This window comes from Pseudomonas sp. NPDC089428, assembly GCF_044749325.1.
GTDB lineage: Bacteria > Pseudomonadota > Gammaproteobacteria > Pseudomonadales > Pseudomonadaceae > Aquipseudomonas.
In genome coordinates this window covers 432,354-446,481 of the sequence record NZ_JBIVHT010000004.1, presented here as the reverse complement: position 1 = coordinate 446,481, position 14,128 = coordinate 432,354, and the positions used below count along the sequence as shown (strand labels likewise).

The 14,128-nt window shown below is 61.6% G+C and carries 15 protein-coding genes and 1 pseudogene; 6 read left to right on the top strand and 10 right to left on the bottom strand.

The features are described from left to right. Positions 1-467: 467 nt before the first annotated feature. The 5 genes from ACIPZ5_RS10875 to ACIPZ5_RS10855 form a co-directional block, all read right to left on the bottom strand. Complete coding sequence (locus tag ACIPZ5_RS10875) at positions 468-851, bottom strand: hypothetical protein (protein WP_400808506.1); 384 nt, start codon at positions 849-851, stop codon at positions 468-470. 484 nt (positions 852-1,335) lie between these two features. Beyond that, complete coding sequence (locus ACIPZ5_RS10870) at positions 1,336-2,559, bottom strand: amidohydrolase family protein (protein ID WP_400808504.1); 1,224 nt, start codon at positions 2,557-2,559, stop codon at positions 1,336-1,338. 42 nt (positions 2,560-2,601) lie between these two features. Next, complete coding sequence (locus tag ACIPZ5_RS10865) at positions 2,602-2,859, bottom strand: DUF2790 domain-containing protein (RefSeq protein ID WP_400808503.1); 258 nt, start codon at positions 2,857-2,859, stop codon at positions 2,602-2,604. 61 nt (positions 2,860-2,920) lie between these two features. After that, entirely contained in the window at positions 2,921-3,391 is a 471-nt protein-coding gene (cynS, locus tag ACIPZ5_RS10860) for a cyanase (RefSeq protein ID WP_400808501.1), read from the bottom strand. 31 nt (positions 3,392-3,422) lie between these two features. Next, entirely contained in the window at positions 3,423-4,082 is a 660-nt protein-coding gene (locus ACIPZ5_RS10855; RefSeq protein ID WP_400808498.1) for a carbonic anhydrase, read from the bottom strand. A gap of 111 nt (positions 4,083-4,193) precedes the next feature. Here ACIPZ5_RS10855 and cynR point away from each other — a divergent pair, with 111 nt between their 5' ends. After that, positions 4,194-5,093: a transcriptional regulator CynR gene (gene cynR, locus ACIPZ5_RS10850; protein ID WP_400808497.1), complete on the top strand. Its 900-nt coding sequence runs from the start codon at positions 4,194-4,196 to the stop codon at positions 5,091-5,093. A 55-nt stretch (positions 5,094-5,148) separates the two neighbouring features. Here cynR and ACIPZ5_RS10845 read toward each other — a convergent pair whose 3' ends face one another. After that, positions 5,149-5,433 carry a hypothetical protein gene (locus ACIPZ5_RS10845; RefSeq protein ID WP_400808495.1) on the bottom strand — a complete coding sequence of 95 codons (285 nt, stop codon included), beginning with the start codon at positions 5,431-5,433 and terminating at the stop codon, positions 5,149-5,151. Positions 5,434-5,950: 517 nt separating this feature from the next. Between ACIPZ5_RS10845 and ACIPZ5_RS10840 the strand changes: the two are divergent. The 3 genes and pseudogenes from ACIPZ5_RS10840 to ACIPZ5_RS10830 form a co-directional block, all read left to right on the top strand. Next, positions 5,951-6,619: pseudogene (locus ACIPZ5_RS10840) on the top strand (tyrosine-type recombinase/integrase); the annotation flags it as partial. 20 nt (positions 6,620-6,639) lie between these two features. Continuing rightward, on the top strand, positions 6,640-8,226 hold the full coding sequence (locus ACIPZ5_RS10835) for an ABC-F family ATPase (protein ID WP_261940082.1): 1,587 nt from the start codon (positions 6,640-6,642) through the stop codon (positions 8,224-8,226). A 250-nt stretch (positions 8,227-8,476) separates the two neighbouring features. Then, positions 8,477-9,670, top strand: coding sequence for an MFS transporter (locus ACIPZ5_RS10830; protein WP_400808493.1), 1,194 nt, complete (start codon positions 8,477-8,479; stop codon positions 9,668-9,670). On the opposite strand, the gene ACIPZ5_RS10825 is transcribed toward ACIPZ5_RS10830, so the two are convergent. Then, positions 9,641-10,675 (bottom strand): alpha/beta hydrolase family protein, encoded by a 1,035-nt coding sequence (locus ACIPZ5_RS10825; protein ID WP_400808491.1) that lies wholly within the window; start codon positions 10,673-10,675, stop codon positions 9,641-9,643. The two genes, ACIPZ5_RS10830 and ACIPZ5_RS10825, sit on opposite strands and share 30 nt — an antisense overlap. 132 nt (positions 10,676-10,807) lie before the next feature. Beyond that, the gene (locus tag ACIPZ5_RS10820) at positions 10,808-11,419 is read right to left on the bottom strand and encodes an FMN-dependent NADH-azoreductase (RefSeq protein ID WP_060507230.1); all 612 of its coding nucleotides are present in this window, start codon (positions 11,417-11,419) and stop codon (positions 10,808-10,810) included. 133 nt (positions 11,420-11,552) lie between these two features. On the opposite strand from ACIPZ5_RS10820, the gene ACIPZ5_RS10815 reads away from it, so the two are divergent. Continuing rightward, positions 11,553-12,455 (top strand): LysR substrate-binding domain-containing protein, encoded by a 903-nt coding sequence (locus ACIPZ5_RS10815; protein WP_313710987.1) that lies wholly within the window; start codon positions 11,553-11,555, stop codon positions 12,453-12,455. Further along, positions 12,448-12,807: an MmcQ/YjbR family DNA-binding protein gene (locus ACIPZ5_RS10810; RefSeq protein WP_400808489.1), complete on the top strand. Its 360-nt coding sequence runs from the start codon at positions 12,448-12,450 to the stop codon at positions 12,805-12,807. The genes ACIPZ5_RS10815 and ACIPZ5_RS10810 overlap by 8 nt, the downstream gene beginning before the upstream one ends. On the opposite strand, the gene ACIPZ5_RS10805 is transcribed toward ACIPZ5_RS10810, so the two are convergent. Beyond that, positions 12,808-13,236 carry a DUF1294 domain-containing protein gene (locus ACIPZ5_RS10805; RefSeq protein WP_261940088.1) on the bottom strand — a complete coding sequence of 143 codons (429 nt, stop codon included), beginning with the start codon at positions 13,234-13,236 and terminating at the stop codon, positions 12,808-12,810. It lies immediately after the preceding gene. Position 13,237: 1 nt separating this feature from the next. Then, a complete protein-coding gene (locus ACIPZ5_RS10800; protein WP_400808487.1) occupies positions 13,238-14,068 on the bottom strand; it encodes an undecaprenyl-diphosphate phosphatase in 831 nt (276 codons plus the stop codon). Positions 14,069-14,128 lie beyond the last annotated feature (60 nt).

The following is a 14,128-nucleotide window of genomic DNA, read 5'->3' as shown; positions in this document are numbered from 1 at the left end:
GGCCGCCAATCATCACTTTCGTTGTTTGACAGGCAGCGAAATCTACCACCCCTGTGCAACGGTCATGCCTCCCTGGCGAGGGCGATTACCTGGTACTCGGGTGCTTGCTGGCCTCCAAACGCTGCGCATCTCTGGCGAACCATATACCTACCGCAATCACCATCAGGCAAATGAACACCACATCCCATGCCCTGTGCTCGATGGCCGCCAGGATCGCGAAAAATTGCAAGGCGCCAGCCCACCAGAGAAACGGCCTGATTTTTGAGTAGCGCATGACTCACCTCGCAGTCCCCTCCATTCCAATTCTAGTCGAGCCGGCGAACTGGAACAGCGCACGGCGAAGACCCGTCGCGTTAAACCTCAATCGAGGACTGCAACCAGGACGCAACGATTTTGTCGATAAGGAACATTTCAAACTCAGGTTGCCGGCAGCGGTGCGAGGTTTTGTTGTGTCTGGCGCAAGATATTCATCGCTGAAGGCTGAGGCCCTGACCGCAGGAAGCGCTGCCTGATCCTGCCCTTGAACTACCCAGCCTATCGGCTCTAAGGGAGCTGCGATGAGCAAGGGCTGAATGAACCTTTTGACGAATGATCTGGATTCCAATCACTGGGATCAATGCCGACAACGCCACCAAGAACCAATCCTGCTGGTCGCGGGCTAATGTCTCAAGCAAGGTCAGCAATAAACCCATTACTGTTGTTAGGATGCATGCGGTAACCAGGGCCGTCATTTTTTGGCCATTCATCGGGGCAAACAGAATGCTGCGATACCCCATGCAGAGCAGCCAAAAGAGCAGCCACAACACCGAGCCAATCATGTAGAACCCCAGAACCAGCAGATCACCGGCCAACCCTGCTCCATGCATTCGCACATCCCGCCCTGAAAATGTTTATCGTGCTTGTGGCTCCATGCGCCGTGCTTCAGCATCGCCTGCAAACCCACTGAGAGCAATCCCTTCCCCCACTTATCAAGGCCACCGACATGCGCGGGCATGGAGCGCTATTGCCATGTCGCAAGAAGCACTCGCGAGCGTGCCTGCGAAGGTTCGCATTGCGATCGAGGCCAGTTAAGCCACAGCGGCTGCGTTGGGACTGCAGTACCTGGCCTTCGCGCCAGCCAACTGCCGGGGGCTGCCTGGCTATGTACAGAAGAAAAGCCACAACGACGGCGCGGTGTTCACCTGGAGTCGCTTGACCAGGCCAGGGCAACAACCCGCTCAGCGCCGGCGTGCAAGCAATGCACAAGTTGTTGACGGACCAGGGCGTCAACTGCTGATATCCGAGGCTCTGCGAGCGTCTGAAGCGGGTCAATGAGGTCAGCGCTGACTGCGAGCCTCAGAATACAACCGAGCGACGCTGCTCGGATGTCGCCACGACTCTACCGCGCTTGAGCACCATCAGCCGTGCCGGTAGATCGAGAATGACATCACGGACCGCCTGGGTGTCCAGCAGCACCAGGTCCGCATCGTTGCCCACTGCCAGGCCGTATTGGTTCAACCCCAAGGCTTTTGCCGGGTTTGTGGTGAGCATGGGGAGCACCGTGGCCTGATCATCCGCACCGCCCAGATGGCAGACAGGCAGGGCAAGTTGCGCGATGTTCAGCAGATCGCCAGTGCCAAAAGGAGTGAACGCATTACGAATGTTATTGGTTGCCAGGCAGATGTTCACGCCGCCATCGCGCAGTGCCCGCACAGGGGTCAAAGTGCGGCGCACGTTGTGACTGTCGCCGCGGGCGCCCAGATGCAGATCGGTGGCGGGCAGGCACATCACACTGATACCGGCCTTGCGCAGCAACTCGATGATGGCTGCCTGGCGCTCGGGTACGACAGCCGCCAGACTTGTGAGGTGACCAACACAGACGCGCCCTTGATACCCCTCGAGGAGGGTCTTGCGAGCAACATATTCTATGGTCATGTGCTCGGCGTCATCAGCGAAATCCTGGTGGAAATCGATACTCTTGCCGTAGCGCTTGGCCAGGTCGAAAACGAAGTCGATGTGCTCAAGGGGTGAAATATCATTGTAAGGGATGCCGCCAACGACATCGGCGCCCTTTTCCATGGCTTCGACCATCATTTCCTTCATGCCGGGCAGCTTCAAGATCCCTTCCTGGGGAAAGGCGACCACCTGGATATCAATGAAGTCTCGGAACCTTTCGCGCAGTTCCAGCACCACATCCAGGCCGGTGAAACCCTGTGCCGGATCGAACTCGGCGTGGGCACGGACATGAGTGGTGCCAGCCTGCACCAGTGCGCGCAATACCTGGATCGAACGCTCCCGGATGTCTGCGCGGGTCAGCGTGGGCTTGAGTGCTGAAGTCACCGCAATGGCTTCATTCAAGGTGCCCGAGCGATTGGCCCTGCGGTGCATGACATTGGCTTTTTCCAGATGCAGATGGCCTTCGACAAAACCCGGAATCAATACATTCCCGTTGCCTTGGACTTCCTGCCTTGCACGCGCCGCGATGGCAGGGGCAACCGCTGCGATCTTGCCTTGCTGTACACCTACGTCCACCAACGGTTGCGCATCATCGATGCGTACGTTTCGAAAGATGATATCCATGCGCTTGGTTCCTCACACCGGTCTGTGCGATGCAGATTGGGATCAGTTGTTGGAGCACCCATTGCCCAGGACGCGATACTCGAGAACATGTCGATGGCCATGGGAGTCGTCATAGGTCATGCGTGCGGGCACTACTTCACAGACATCTGGAACAGCGCTGATGGAGACCACGCGTGCAATATCCAGGTGTTGGGAGTAGCTGTAGTGCTCAACCGGCGTCTGCACAACATCGGCCGAAGGCTCATCTGCCATTGCGTGTGCGCAAAGGCCGCAGAGAAGAACAGTCAGTAACGCTTTCATCGGTGTCTACCTGAGATCGGGTGCCCGGGCGCCGTCAGGCGCCGGGCCGCTTACCGTGGTCTTAGAAAGGCTTGGTCGGCAGGTACTTGCCATCCAGCGTGATCACCGCGCGGGAGCCGCCTTCCGGATCTTCGACTTTCTTGATGTCCAGCTTGAAGTTGATGGCGCTGATGATGCCGTCACCGAACTTTTCGTGTACCAGCGCCTTGAGCGTGGTGCCGTAGACCTGAAGCATCTCGTAGAAGCGGTAGATCGTAGGGTCGGTCGGCACACCGCGCTCCATGCAGCCGCGCACGGGTACGGTTTGCAGCAGTGCGATGCCATCGACGTCAAGGCCGAGCTTTTCACCGACGACCTGAGCGGCGGTAGCAGGGAGCGGGTGCTGCCCCAGCAGCGCGGCAGTGACGAAGGCTTCGGACAGGCCGGTACCCTCGGTGATCTGGGCATACGACAGGTCTTTGCGAGCTTTGGCCATGAGGATGACTTCGGTCAGGGCCTGGCGAACGCTCTGGGTGGCTTGCGACTGGATCATGGGGATGTCTCCTTGGGTTGAGTAGCCGTGTTCAGGCAACGTTTTTGGGTGGGTGGGAAACAGCATGTACTTGCGGGTTGTCTGCGAGTGACACGAACTTGCCCGTGCTGCCATCGAAAGCGTCGATGCAGCCGCTCTCGATGTCGTAGATCCAGCCATGCAGGGCGACGCGCCCCTCTTCAAGGGCGAGGCGTACAGACGGGTGGGTCTGGATATTGGCCAGCTGGGCAATGACGTTTTCGCGCACCATGGCCCTGACCTTGCTGTGCTGGTCCTCATGCTGGCGGGCTTCATTGACGACCCGGGCAGAGTCGGCGTAGCGCAGCCAGCCGGCCACGGCAGGCATGTGGTCCAGGCATTTGCAGGTGGCAATGGCGGTCATGGCGCCGCAGTCGGAGTGCCCGCAGATCACAATGTCCGCGACCTGAAGCGCCGCGACGGCATACTCGACCGAGGCGGATATACCACCTGGCTCAGGGCCGTAGGACGGCACGATGTTGCCGGCATTGCGGATGACGAACAGGTCGCCTGGCTCGCGCTGGGTCACCAGCTCCGGCACCAGACGGCTGTCCGAGCAGGAAATGAACAATGCCCGTGGGCTTTGCTGGCTGGCCAGGTCCTTGAACAGTTCGACCCGTTGCGGGAAGACGTTTCGCTGGAATTTCAGGAAGCCGTCGATGATCTCTTTCATGGCTGTTGCCTCTGTCTCGCGGTGTGTTGAGGCAAAGGTTACGGAGCGCATTGCATAAGGTAAAAGTCTTATTTATTATCCTGTCGATCAGATAATCTTATGCGACTAGCCATGCTTGCCCGACACATCCAGTACTTCCTCGCGGTGGCGGAGCATTTGAGCTTCACTCGGGCCGCAGCGGCGTTGCATGTATCGCAACCTGCCTTGTCGCAGCAGGTCAGGCAGTTGGAAGAAAGCCTTGGTGCGCAGCTGTTCGACCGCTCGGGGCGAACGACGCGACTGACCGATGCAGGTGAGGTCTACCTGCGCTATGCACGCCGGGCAGCTCAGGAGCTCCAGGAGGCCAAGCGCGCCATCCATGATGTCAGCGACCTCAGTCGGGGTTCACTGCGGATGGCTGTCACGCCAACCTTCACGACCTACTTGGTAGGCCCTCTGGTCGAAACCTTTTACAGCCACTACCCCCATATCACCCTGGACGTGCGTGAGCTCTCCCAGGAGCGCATGGAGGATGAGCTGCTCGCCGATCAGCTGGATGTGGGAATCGCGTTCGAGGATGTACAGGCTCAGGACATTGAAGCCAGCCCGCTGCTGGTCGAAACACTGGCGCTGGTGGTCAACGACCGGCACCCTTTGGCCAAGGCGCAGTCCATCGGACTGGAGGCGCTGAGCGCGCAATCGCTGGTGCTGCTCAGTACTGAATTTGCCACCCGCGAGCAGATTGACCGCTTCTATCGGCAACACGGCATTCAGCCCCAGGTACGTATGGAAGCCAACGCCATCGGTGCGGTGATCGAGATTGTGCGAAGGACCACACTGGCTACCCTGCTGCCCGCGAACGTAGCGCTGGGGCATGAAGGGCTGGCGGCCGTTGCGCTCGATCCTGTTCGTCTCCAGCGCACTGCCGTGCTGATCAGGCGCAAGGGTGCTTACCAGAGCGCCGCGATGCGGGTTTTCATTGAGCAGGCTGTGGAAGTGGCAGCGCAACTGGAGAAGTGTCAGAAAGAATAAGCGACTGCCCACCCGCTCGCTCCCAAACTTGGGGAGGCTGGACTCCAGCCAGCAGTTACCCCTCTCCCACAGGGGAACACTCGTAAGCAACTCGACGCGCTCGACCAATACCCCAGGCTAACGAGCGGTACATCGATTCACCGGGTCTGGTTTCGTAAGCCTCTTCATGCAGTGCCATGCCGGAATGTGCATAGACACCTAGAAAAAGTTGGGTGCCGCCCGTGCGCGAAAGTCTCACCTGGACATCGATGAGGGTGCCGCCCTGCAGGGTCTCTTCGTGGGACCGGTGATGAAGTGTGGGGTCTGACCAAGCCCAGTACACGCCGCCTCGTCTTCGCATAGTGCTCTCCTCCACCGCCGGTGGCTTGTTGGTGAAACCAGGACGGGCAGGCCATTCATTTATAATTAGGCCTATCCAACTAGCTTGACCACCGGTAACGGGCAAAAGCTCCATTTTTGTTTAACCCTCTCCTCTCTAATCATTAGCGCGATATGGCGGCCAGGGGATCAGCTTTACACGCGCTTCACTGCTCCAGCAGCCATGAGGGCGGCGCCGGGTATCCAGAGGCCTGGCATTGAAGTGCCCAAGCCGACAGCAAACAGTGCGATACCAACAGCAAACATAGCGTTCTCCTTAACCGAAAGATCCATTTCGAAACCCCGGCAATTACAGCATAAGCAGGTCCCAGGACCGGCCAAGGAATCGTCATGTCTGAAAAAACTACCCGCTGGAGGTGCAAAAAGTCGACAGCGACACCTACATCGCGATGAGCGAGGGTCACCACGACCATAAAGCGTTCATGGCCGCAGGATGAGAATGCCCAGGCTGGTTCTTGGGCGGGCCGCAGCCCAAAGGTGCAAGTCGGATTCAACTGCACGCTCGCTCAAGGAAAAAGGTCGACCCTTTCACCTGGACGAGGCGAACACGATCATTGCAGAGCTTTACAAGCACCCTCATTGGCCGAGCCAGATCTATGCAGCATTTCACTGGGCTGCGCTTGTCCGAAGGCCTGGCATTGAGATGAGATGCGGTCGACACGACCAAGAAGACCGCCCACGTGCGCAGAACGTTTGCACTCGGGGTGGTAGAGGAAAGGACGAAGACTGGGAAGGATAGGTTCGTGCTGCTCGACGACAGGGCCTTGCACGCCTTGGAGTTCGCCAAGCAGTACGCAGAACGCCGCAGGCTGGGCAAAGGGCAATTCACCTAATCGCCGTTCGTCTTCCCGTCTGGGAAGAATGGGGAGCACGTCAAGCTGACGTCGGATCTGCACCATCAGTGGCGCCCGGTCCTCAAAGGATTGGGGATCAGATACCGCCCCCCGTATAACTGCCGCCACAGCTATGCGACAATATGCTCAATGTCTGGTCTCAACCCCGCATTTATCGCCCAACAGCTCGGGCATAGCGTGCAGATGCTCTTGTCGACTTATGCGCGCTGGATTAACTCGTCCAACGACTGGCAGGAGCTGGAAAAGCTCCAGATTGGTCCGAAATGGGTCCGTAGCTGCGAAGAAGCCACGTAAGTTATTGATAGGTAAGCTCCTTGATCTCCACCGCTAATATCACCATGCAGTTCGGCTCCAAGCCGCTGTTCGAAAACGTTTCGGTCAAATTCAACAACGGCAACCGCTACGGCCTGATCGGTGCCAACGGTTGCGGCAAGTCGACCTTCATGAAGATCCTCGGCGGCGACCTGGAGCCGTCCGGTGGCCAGGTCATGCTCGAGCCGAACACCCGCCTGGGTAAACTGCGCCAGGACCAGTTCGCCTACGAAGAATTCACCGTAATCGACACCGTGATCATGGGCCACGGCCAGCTGTGGAAGGTCAAGGCCGAGCGCGACCGCATCTACTCGCTACCGGAAATGACCGAGGAAGACGGCATGGCCGTCGCCGAGCTGGAAACCGAATTCGCCGAAATGGACGGCTACACCGCCGAATCCCGCGCCGGTGAACTGCTGCTGGGCCTGGGTATTCCGCTGGAACAGCACTTCGGCCCGATGAGCGAAGTGGCACCGGGCTGGAAGCTGCGGGTGCTGCTGGCCCAGGCGCTGTTCTCGGACCCGGACGTGCTGCTGCTGGACGAACCGACCAACCACCTGGACATCAACACCATCCGCTGGCTGGAAACCATCCTCACCGCGCGTAACAGCACCATGGTAATCATTTCCCACGACCGGCACTTCCTCAACAGCGTCTGCACGCACATGGCCGACCTGGACTACGGCGAACTGCGCGTGTTCCCAGGCAACTACGACGAGTACATGACCGCCGCCACCCAGGCGCGCGAGCAACTGCTGTCGGACAACGCCAAGAAGAAAGCCCAGATCGCCGAGCTGCAGACCTTCGTCAGCCGCTTCTCGGCCAACGCCTCGAAGGCCAAGCAGGCCACTTCGCGGGCCAAGCAGATCGACAAGATCCAGCTCGCCGAAGTCAAGCCGTCGAGCCGCGTGAGCCCGTTCATCCGCTTCGAGCAGACCAAGAAACTGCACCGCCAGGCCGTCACCGTCGAGAAAGTGGCCAAGGCCTTCGACGACAAAGTGCTGTTCAAGGACCTGGGCTTCACCATCGAGGCTGGAGAGCGCGTGGCGATCATCGGCCCCAACGGTATCGGCAAGACCACCCTGCTGCGCACCCTGGTCGGTGAAATGAGCCCGGACAAGGGCGAAGTGAAGTGGACCGACAGCGCCGAAGTGGGCTACTACGCCCAGGACCACGCCCACGACTTCGAAGACGACATGACCCTGTTCGACTGGATGGGCCAGTGGACCAGCGGCGAACAGGTGATCCGCGGCACCCTGGGGCGCATGCTGTTCTCCAACGACGAGATCCTCAAGTCGGTGAAGGTGATTTCCGGTGGTGAGCAAGGCCGCATGCTGTTCGGCAAGCTGATCCTGCAGAAGCCGAACGTACTGGTGATGGACGAGCCGACCAACCACCTGGACATGGAATCGATCGAAGCGCTGAACCTGGCGCTGGAAAACTACCCGGGCACCCTGCTGTTCGTCAGCCATGACCGCGAGTTCGTGTCGTCGCTGGCCACCCGCATCATCGAGCTGAGCGCCGATGGCGTGGTGGACTTCAGCGGCACCTATGACGACTACCTGCGTAGCCAGGGTGTCGTGGTCTGAGATAGCTGATCTGGCCCGGCCACCTTGTGGTGGCTGGGCCGGCCTCTTCACGGGTGAACCCGCTCCCACAGGTTCAATGCTTACCTCAAGGCATGCGCAATCCCTGTGGGAGCGGGTTTACCCGCGAAGAATCCACCGCCTACTCCACGGGCAGGCACTCTGCGACGAATAATTCGTTAGCCTGCTTTCATTTCCTTCGCCCAGCGGCCATGATGAGGGCACGCCCAACCGCCCGCCCGCGAAAGAGCCCATGACCGCGCCACAGCCCGCCCCCGCCAGCAGTAACTTCAGCATCACCCTGCAGATCCTGTCGATCGTCTTCTACACCTTCATTGCCTTCCTCTGCATCGGCCTGCCGATTGCGGTGCTGCCCAGCTATGTGCACGACCAGCTGGGCTTCGGGGCGGTGATTGCCGGGGTGACGATAGGCCTGCAATACCTCGCCACCCTGCTCAGCCGCCCCTTCGCCGGGCGCGTGGCGGATACCTTGGGGGGCAAGAAAGCGATTGGCTATGGCCTGCTGGGCATTGCCGGTTGCGGGGTGCTGACGCTGTTCTCGGCCTGGTCGCTGCAACTGCCACTGCTGAGCCTGGCACTGCTGCTCGGTGGCCGCGTGCTGCTGGGGCTGGCCCAGGGGCTGATCGGCGTCGCCACCTTGAGCTGGGGCATCAGCCAGGTCGGCCCTGAACACACGGCGCGGGTAATTTCGTGGAATGGCATCGCCTCGTACGGCGCTATCGCCATCGGTGCGCCGGTCGGTGTGCTGGCGGTCGCCGGGCTGGACTTCAGCGTGCTCGGCCCTGCCCTGCTGGTGCTGGCCGTGCTGGCCTTGCTGGTGCTGCGCAAACGCCCGGACGTGGTGGTGACGCGTGGCGAGCGCCTGCCGTTCTGGTCGGCGTTCGGCCGTGTCGCACCTTGTGGCCTGGGGCTGACCCTGGCATCGATCGGCTACGGTACCCTGACCACTTTCGTCACCCTGTATTACCTGGAACGCGGCTGGGTCGGTGCGGCATGGTGCCTGAGCGCCTTCGGCCTGTGCTTCATCATTTCCCGGCTGTTGTTCGTCAATGCGGTCAACCGCTTCGGTGGCTACAACGTGGCCATGGCCTGCATGGCCACTGAAGTGCTCGGTTTGAGCCTGCTGTGGCTGGCTCCCTCACCGCCCTGGGCACTGGTGGGTGCCGGCCTGACCGGCTTCGGCCTGTCGCTGGTGTACCCTGCACTGGGTGTCGAGGCGATCAAGCAGGTGCCGAGCAGCAGCCGCGGCGCGGGGCTTGGGGCTTATGCAGTGTTCTTCGACATGGCCCTGGCCATCGCCGGCCCGGTGATGGGCGCGGTTGCGGTGCACCTGGGCTATGCCTCGATCTTCTGCGTCGCTGCCCTGCTGGCCTTGGCCGGGGTCGGGCTGACGTTGCTACTGGCGCGGCGCGGCCGTCGCGGCTGAACGCTCGGCCGGTTCTGGGGCGCCCAAGGCCTGGGTAAAGAAGGCCGCCGTGTCGCGCTGCAGCGAATGGTGGATGTGGCGGCGGTCGACGCCATCGGCGTCCTTGCACAATGCCGGCATGCGCGCCCGCTGCTCCTCGTCGCAGCGGGCCATGAACACGAAGTGCCCGGCCCCGGCCAGCAAGCGGTAGTCCGGGGTGATCGGCAGCTTGCGCGCCAACTCCTCGGCATTGCGGTCCACCGCCACCAGTTGGTCGCTGTCGCCGCTGTAGATCAGCGCAGGCACCTTCACACCGGCCAGCGCATGGCGGCCGAACATCAGGCTCAGCGGTGCCATCAGCATCACCGCGCCTACCCGTGAGTCGGCCTTGGGCGCCAGCTCGCTGCGGTCGGCAATCAGCACGCCGTGGGTCTTGCAGGCATCGGCGTCCCCTGGGCGCTCCAGGCAGTAACGGCGCAGGCGGTCGAGGTCAGGCTGGGCGCCAGACAGAATCAATGCGGTTTCGCCACCGGCCGAATAACCGATCACACCGACCTTGCCGTCATTCAAGTAAGGGCCAAGCAACGTATCCTCACGAGCGGCGGTGATCGCCTCGCTGACCTGCAAAGGCCGGCCATAAAGGTTGCTCAGCGTGCCCAGGCGGCTGTGGTCACGGGCGTTGTCGCCTGGGTGCACGACCGCCACCACGACGAAGCCCTGGCGGGCCAGGGAGGTAGCCAGGTAATGCAGCGCCAGCGGGCTGCCGGTGTTGCCGTGGGACAGCACCAGCAACGGAAACTGCCCGAGCGCTACCGGGGCCTCTTCAGCGACGTCGATGGGGTAACCGTCGATGCGGATATTGCGCGGTGTGCCTTGGGACGGATAAAACGCCAGGGCTTGCATCGGCCTGGCATCGACCGGGTCGTCGAGGGTCATGTGATGCAAACCGGCCACCCAGGGGGCGGCCTCGGCATGGGCCAGCAGGCCACCGAGCAGCAATGCCAGCAAACAGCGGGGAGTGTTCATCGGTCAGCTATCGCGCAGCAGGCATCAGAATAGCGTCAGCATAGAACCGGGCCGGCCGCTGGCAGATGAAAACTGGATGAAAAAAACCGGCTGGTGCACGGGGCGCCAGCCGGTTTTCTTGAAGCCAGGGGATCAGGCTGCAGCGAACAGCTCGTTGGCAATCTGCGCCTGGGCGGCATCGATGGCCTGGGTACGGTGCTCTGGGCCATAGGCCAGGCCGTGGGCACGCACGACTTCCAGGTCGGTGATACCGATGAAGCCGAGGAACACCTTGAGGAAGTCCTCGTGGCCAACGCCGGTCGGCTGGCCAGCGTGCAGGCCACCGGCGGTGGACACCAGTACCACTTTCTTGTTGCCGCACAGGCCTTCTGGCCCGGCTTCGGTGTAACGGAAGGTCTTGCCGGCTACGGCAACGCGGTCGATCCAGGCCTTGAGCTGGGTCGGCACGCTGAAGTTGTACATCGGCGCGCCAATCACCACGGCGTCGGCGGCGAGGAATTCTTCGAGGGTTTCGGCACTCAGCTTGGCTTCGAAGGCCTGGGCGGCGTCGCGGGCTTCTTCAGGGGTGCCAGCGGCCACCAGGGTGGCGGACGAGAAGTGGGCGATGGCGTCGGCGGCCAGGTCACGGTAGACCACTTCGATGCTCGGATCTGCGGCTTTCCAGGCTTCGACCACTTCACGGCTCAGTTGGCGAGAGGCGGAATTGTCGCCCAGGATGCTCGAATCGATATGCAACAGTTTCATGGGACTCTCCAGTGAGTGAAGACCGCAGCGGTGGGCGATCACGATGGAGAAAATCCTACCGGGGTGTCGAATGGCTGATAAGGCGGTAAAAATGCGTTAGTTTGTCCCACAGGTAGAACAATGAGACATTTCGATGCAAGACCTCAATGACCTCTTCTATTTCGCCCGGGTCGTCGAAGCCGGCGGCTTCGCTGCGGCCGGGCGCCAGCTGGGCATCCCCAAGTCCCGCCTGTCACGGCGCATTGCCGAACTGGAAGAACGCCTCGGCACCCGCCTGCTGCAGCGCACCACACGCCAGCTCAAGCTGACGGCCGTCGGTGAGCGCTACCTGCACCATTGCCAGGCCATGCTGCTGGAGGCCGAAGCCGCCGACGAAGTCGTGGCGAGCATGAGCAGCGAGCCGCGTGGGCGGCTGCGGGTGTCGTGCCCGGTGGCGCTGGCCCATGCGTTTCTTCCCGATGTGATCAGCCGCTTCCTTGAGCAGTATCCACAGGTGCAACTGGACATGGTCCTGCTCAACCGCCGTGTCGACCTGATTTCCGAAGGTATCGACGTGGCTCTGCGGGTACGTGACCTGGGCGACGAAGACCCGGCACTGGTCACCCGCCGGTTGCGCCAGGCGCAGATGCAACTGGTGGCTGCACCAGGCTTTGCCGAGCATATCCGCGAGCCGTCCGAGCTGGCCACGTTGCCGGTGCTGGGGGCCGCCGAGGCCGACCGCCTGGTGCACTTTCGCCTGTTCGGCCCCGATGGCCGCCAGCAGGAGATCGCCCTTGAGCCGCGGCTGGCGATTGACGATTTTGTCGTGCGCAACGCAGCCGTGCGTGCCGGCCTGGGCTTCACCGCACTGCCCAGCATGTTCTGTGAAGAAGAACTGGAACGTGGCGAGCTGGTGAGGTTGCTGCCCGACTGGTCGTTGCCAGGCGGTTACCTGCAGGCAGTCTACCCTCATCGACGTGGCTTGCTACCGGCGGTACGGGCATGGATAGACCACCTGGCGGCGTCGTTCGAGGCGTGTGGAGAGCGTTATGTCTAGGCAGAAAATGACCGAGGAACAGGTGGCAGCCTTCTGCCTGAGCCTGCCGGGTGCGCGGGAAGACTACAAATGGGGCGGCATCCGGGTGTTTTCCGTGGCCGGCAACAAGATGTTCGCCGTGCTCGACCTGGCCGGTGCGGGGTTGTCGTTCAAGGTCGCCGATGAGCTGTTTCTGGGCTATTGCGACCGGCCTGGCGTGCGGCCGGCGCCTTATCTGGCTCGTGCCAGGTGGATCAGCATGGAGCCGCCCTACCCCATGGGCCGGGATGAACTGTGCGAACTGCTGCAGCGCTCGCACCAGCTGGTGGTGCGGCGGCTGCCGAAACGGCTGCAGGCAGGCCTGCTGTGCTGATCAGTTGAACGGCAAAAATCGGCTGCCCAGGAACAGGTAGTCGAGCCAGAACACCTGATGCAGCAGCACGATGCCCCAGAACACCAGCTGGTAGGACAGTTTGCGCGTCTTGTGGCGCAGCAGCTGCTGAGCGACCAGCGCGCCGGGCCAGCCCCCCAGCAGCTCGCTGGCATGCAACACTTTTTCGGGCGTGCGCCAGGCATCGCCCTGAGCCTGTCGCTTGTCCTGCCAGTACAGCAGCAGGCTGATCAGGCTGACCAGCGGGTACAGCGCCAGTGGCACCCAGGTCTGCCCGCTCCAGCCCATCTGTGCCGCGCCAACCCCGGGCAACAGGCACAGTGCACCCAGCAGCAACAGCTTCAGGCGCGCATTGCGCACGCCCGTTGTGCGTTCGGCGCCGCGTGGCGCCGTGCCCTGTGCGCGCGCCATGTCAGCTGTGCGCCGTCGACCAGTCGACCCAGCCGAACTGCCAGGTCGCCAGAATCAACAGACCAAAGACGATGCGGTACCAGGCAAAGGCGGCGTAGCTGTGGTTGGCGATGAACTTCAGCAGCGCCCGCACGGCGATCATGGCGAAGATGAACGACGTCACGAACCCGATGGCAAACACCGGCAGGTCGCTCGGCTCGAACAGGTGGCGGTACTTGTAGCCCGAATACACTGCCGCACCGACCATGGTCGGCATCGCCAGGAAGAACGAGAACTCGGTGGCCGCCTTGCGCGACAGGCCGAACAGCAGGCCGCCGATGATGGTGGAGCCGGAGCGCGAGGTGCCCGGGATCATCGCCAGGCACTGCACGAAACCGATCTTCAGGGCGTGGGTCCAGCGCATGTCGTCGACATGGTCCACGGCCACGGTGTGCTGACGGCGTTCGGCCCAGAGCATGATCACGCCACCGATCACCAGCGCCGTTGCCACGGTGATCGGGTTGAACAGGTAATGGTGAATCAGGTCGGCGAACAGCACGCCCAGCACCACTGCCGGCATGAATGCCAGCAACAGGTTGCCGGTAAAGCGCCGTGCCTTCGGCTGGCGGGTCAGGCCGAACACCACTTCGAGGATCTTGCCACGAAACTCCCACATGACCGCCAGGATCGCTGCCAGCTGGATGATGATGTTGAACGCCATGGCCCGTTCGCCGCCAAATCCGATCAGGTCGGCGACGATGATCTGGTGGCCGGTACTGGAAATCGGCAGGAACTCCGTAAGTCCCTCGACCACACCTAAGATGATTGCCTGGAAGGCAGTCCAAAAATCCATTCTTCCCCCGATGAAGCACTGCTGCTTGCAGGCCCCTTATTCTTGGTTTGCTTGTGATTG

Coding starts and splice junctions, on each gene's coding strand:
- ACIPZ5_RS10810 (WP_400808489.1), top strand. CDS start 12,448: ATGTCTAGGCAGAAAATGACCGAGGAACAGGTGGCAGCCTTCTGCCTG.
- ACIPZ5_RS10855 (WP_400808498.1), bottom strand. CDS start 4,082: ATGAAAGAGATCATCGACGGCTTCCTGAAATTCCAGCGAAACGTCTTC.
- ACIPZ5_RS10870 (WP_400808504.1), bottom strand. CDS start 2,559: ATGGATATCATCTTTCGAAACGTACGCATCGATGATGCGCAACCGTTG.
- cynS (WP_400808501.1), bottom strand. CDS start 3,391: ATGATCCAGTCGCAAGCCACCCAGAGCGTTCGCCAGGCCCTGACCGAA.
- ACIPZ5_RS10830 (WP_400808493.1), top strand. CDS start 8,477: ATGACCGCGCCACAGCCCGCCCCCGCCAGCAGTAACTTCAGCATCACC.
- ACIPZ5_RS10815 (WP_313710987.1), top strand. CDS start 11,553: ATGCAAGACCTCAATGACCTCTTCTATTTCGCCCGGGTCGTCGAAGCC.
- ACIPZ5_RS10820 (WP_060507230.1), bottom strand. CDS start 11,419: ATGAAACTGTTGCATATCGATTCGAGCATCCTGGGCGACAATTCCGCC.
- ACIPZ5_RS10805 (WP_261940088.1), bottom strand. CDS start 13,236: ATGGCGCGCGCACAGGGCACGGCGCCACGCGGCGCCGAACGCACAACG.
- ACIPZ5_RS10800 (WP_400808487.1), bottom strand. CDS start 14,068: ATGGATTTTTGGACTGCCTTCCAGGCAATCATCTTAGGTGTGGTCGAG.
- ACIPZ5_RS10825 (WP_400808491.1), bottom strand. CDS start 10,675: ATGAACACTCCCCGCTGTTTGCTGGCATTGCTGCTCGGTGGCCTGCTG.
- ACIPZ5_RS10845 (WP_400808495.1), bottom strand. CDS start 5,433: ATGCGAAGACGAGGCGGCGTGTACTGGGCTTGGTCAGACCCCACACTT.
- ACIPZ5_RS10865 (WP_400808503.1), bottom strand. CDS start 2,859: ATGAAAGCGTTACTGACTGTTCTTCTCTGCGGCCTTTGCGCACACGCA.
- cynR (WP_400808497.1), top strand. CDS start 4,194: ATGCTTGCCCGACACATCCAGTACTTCCTCGCGGTGGCGGAGCATTTG.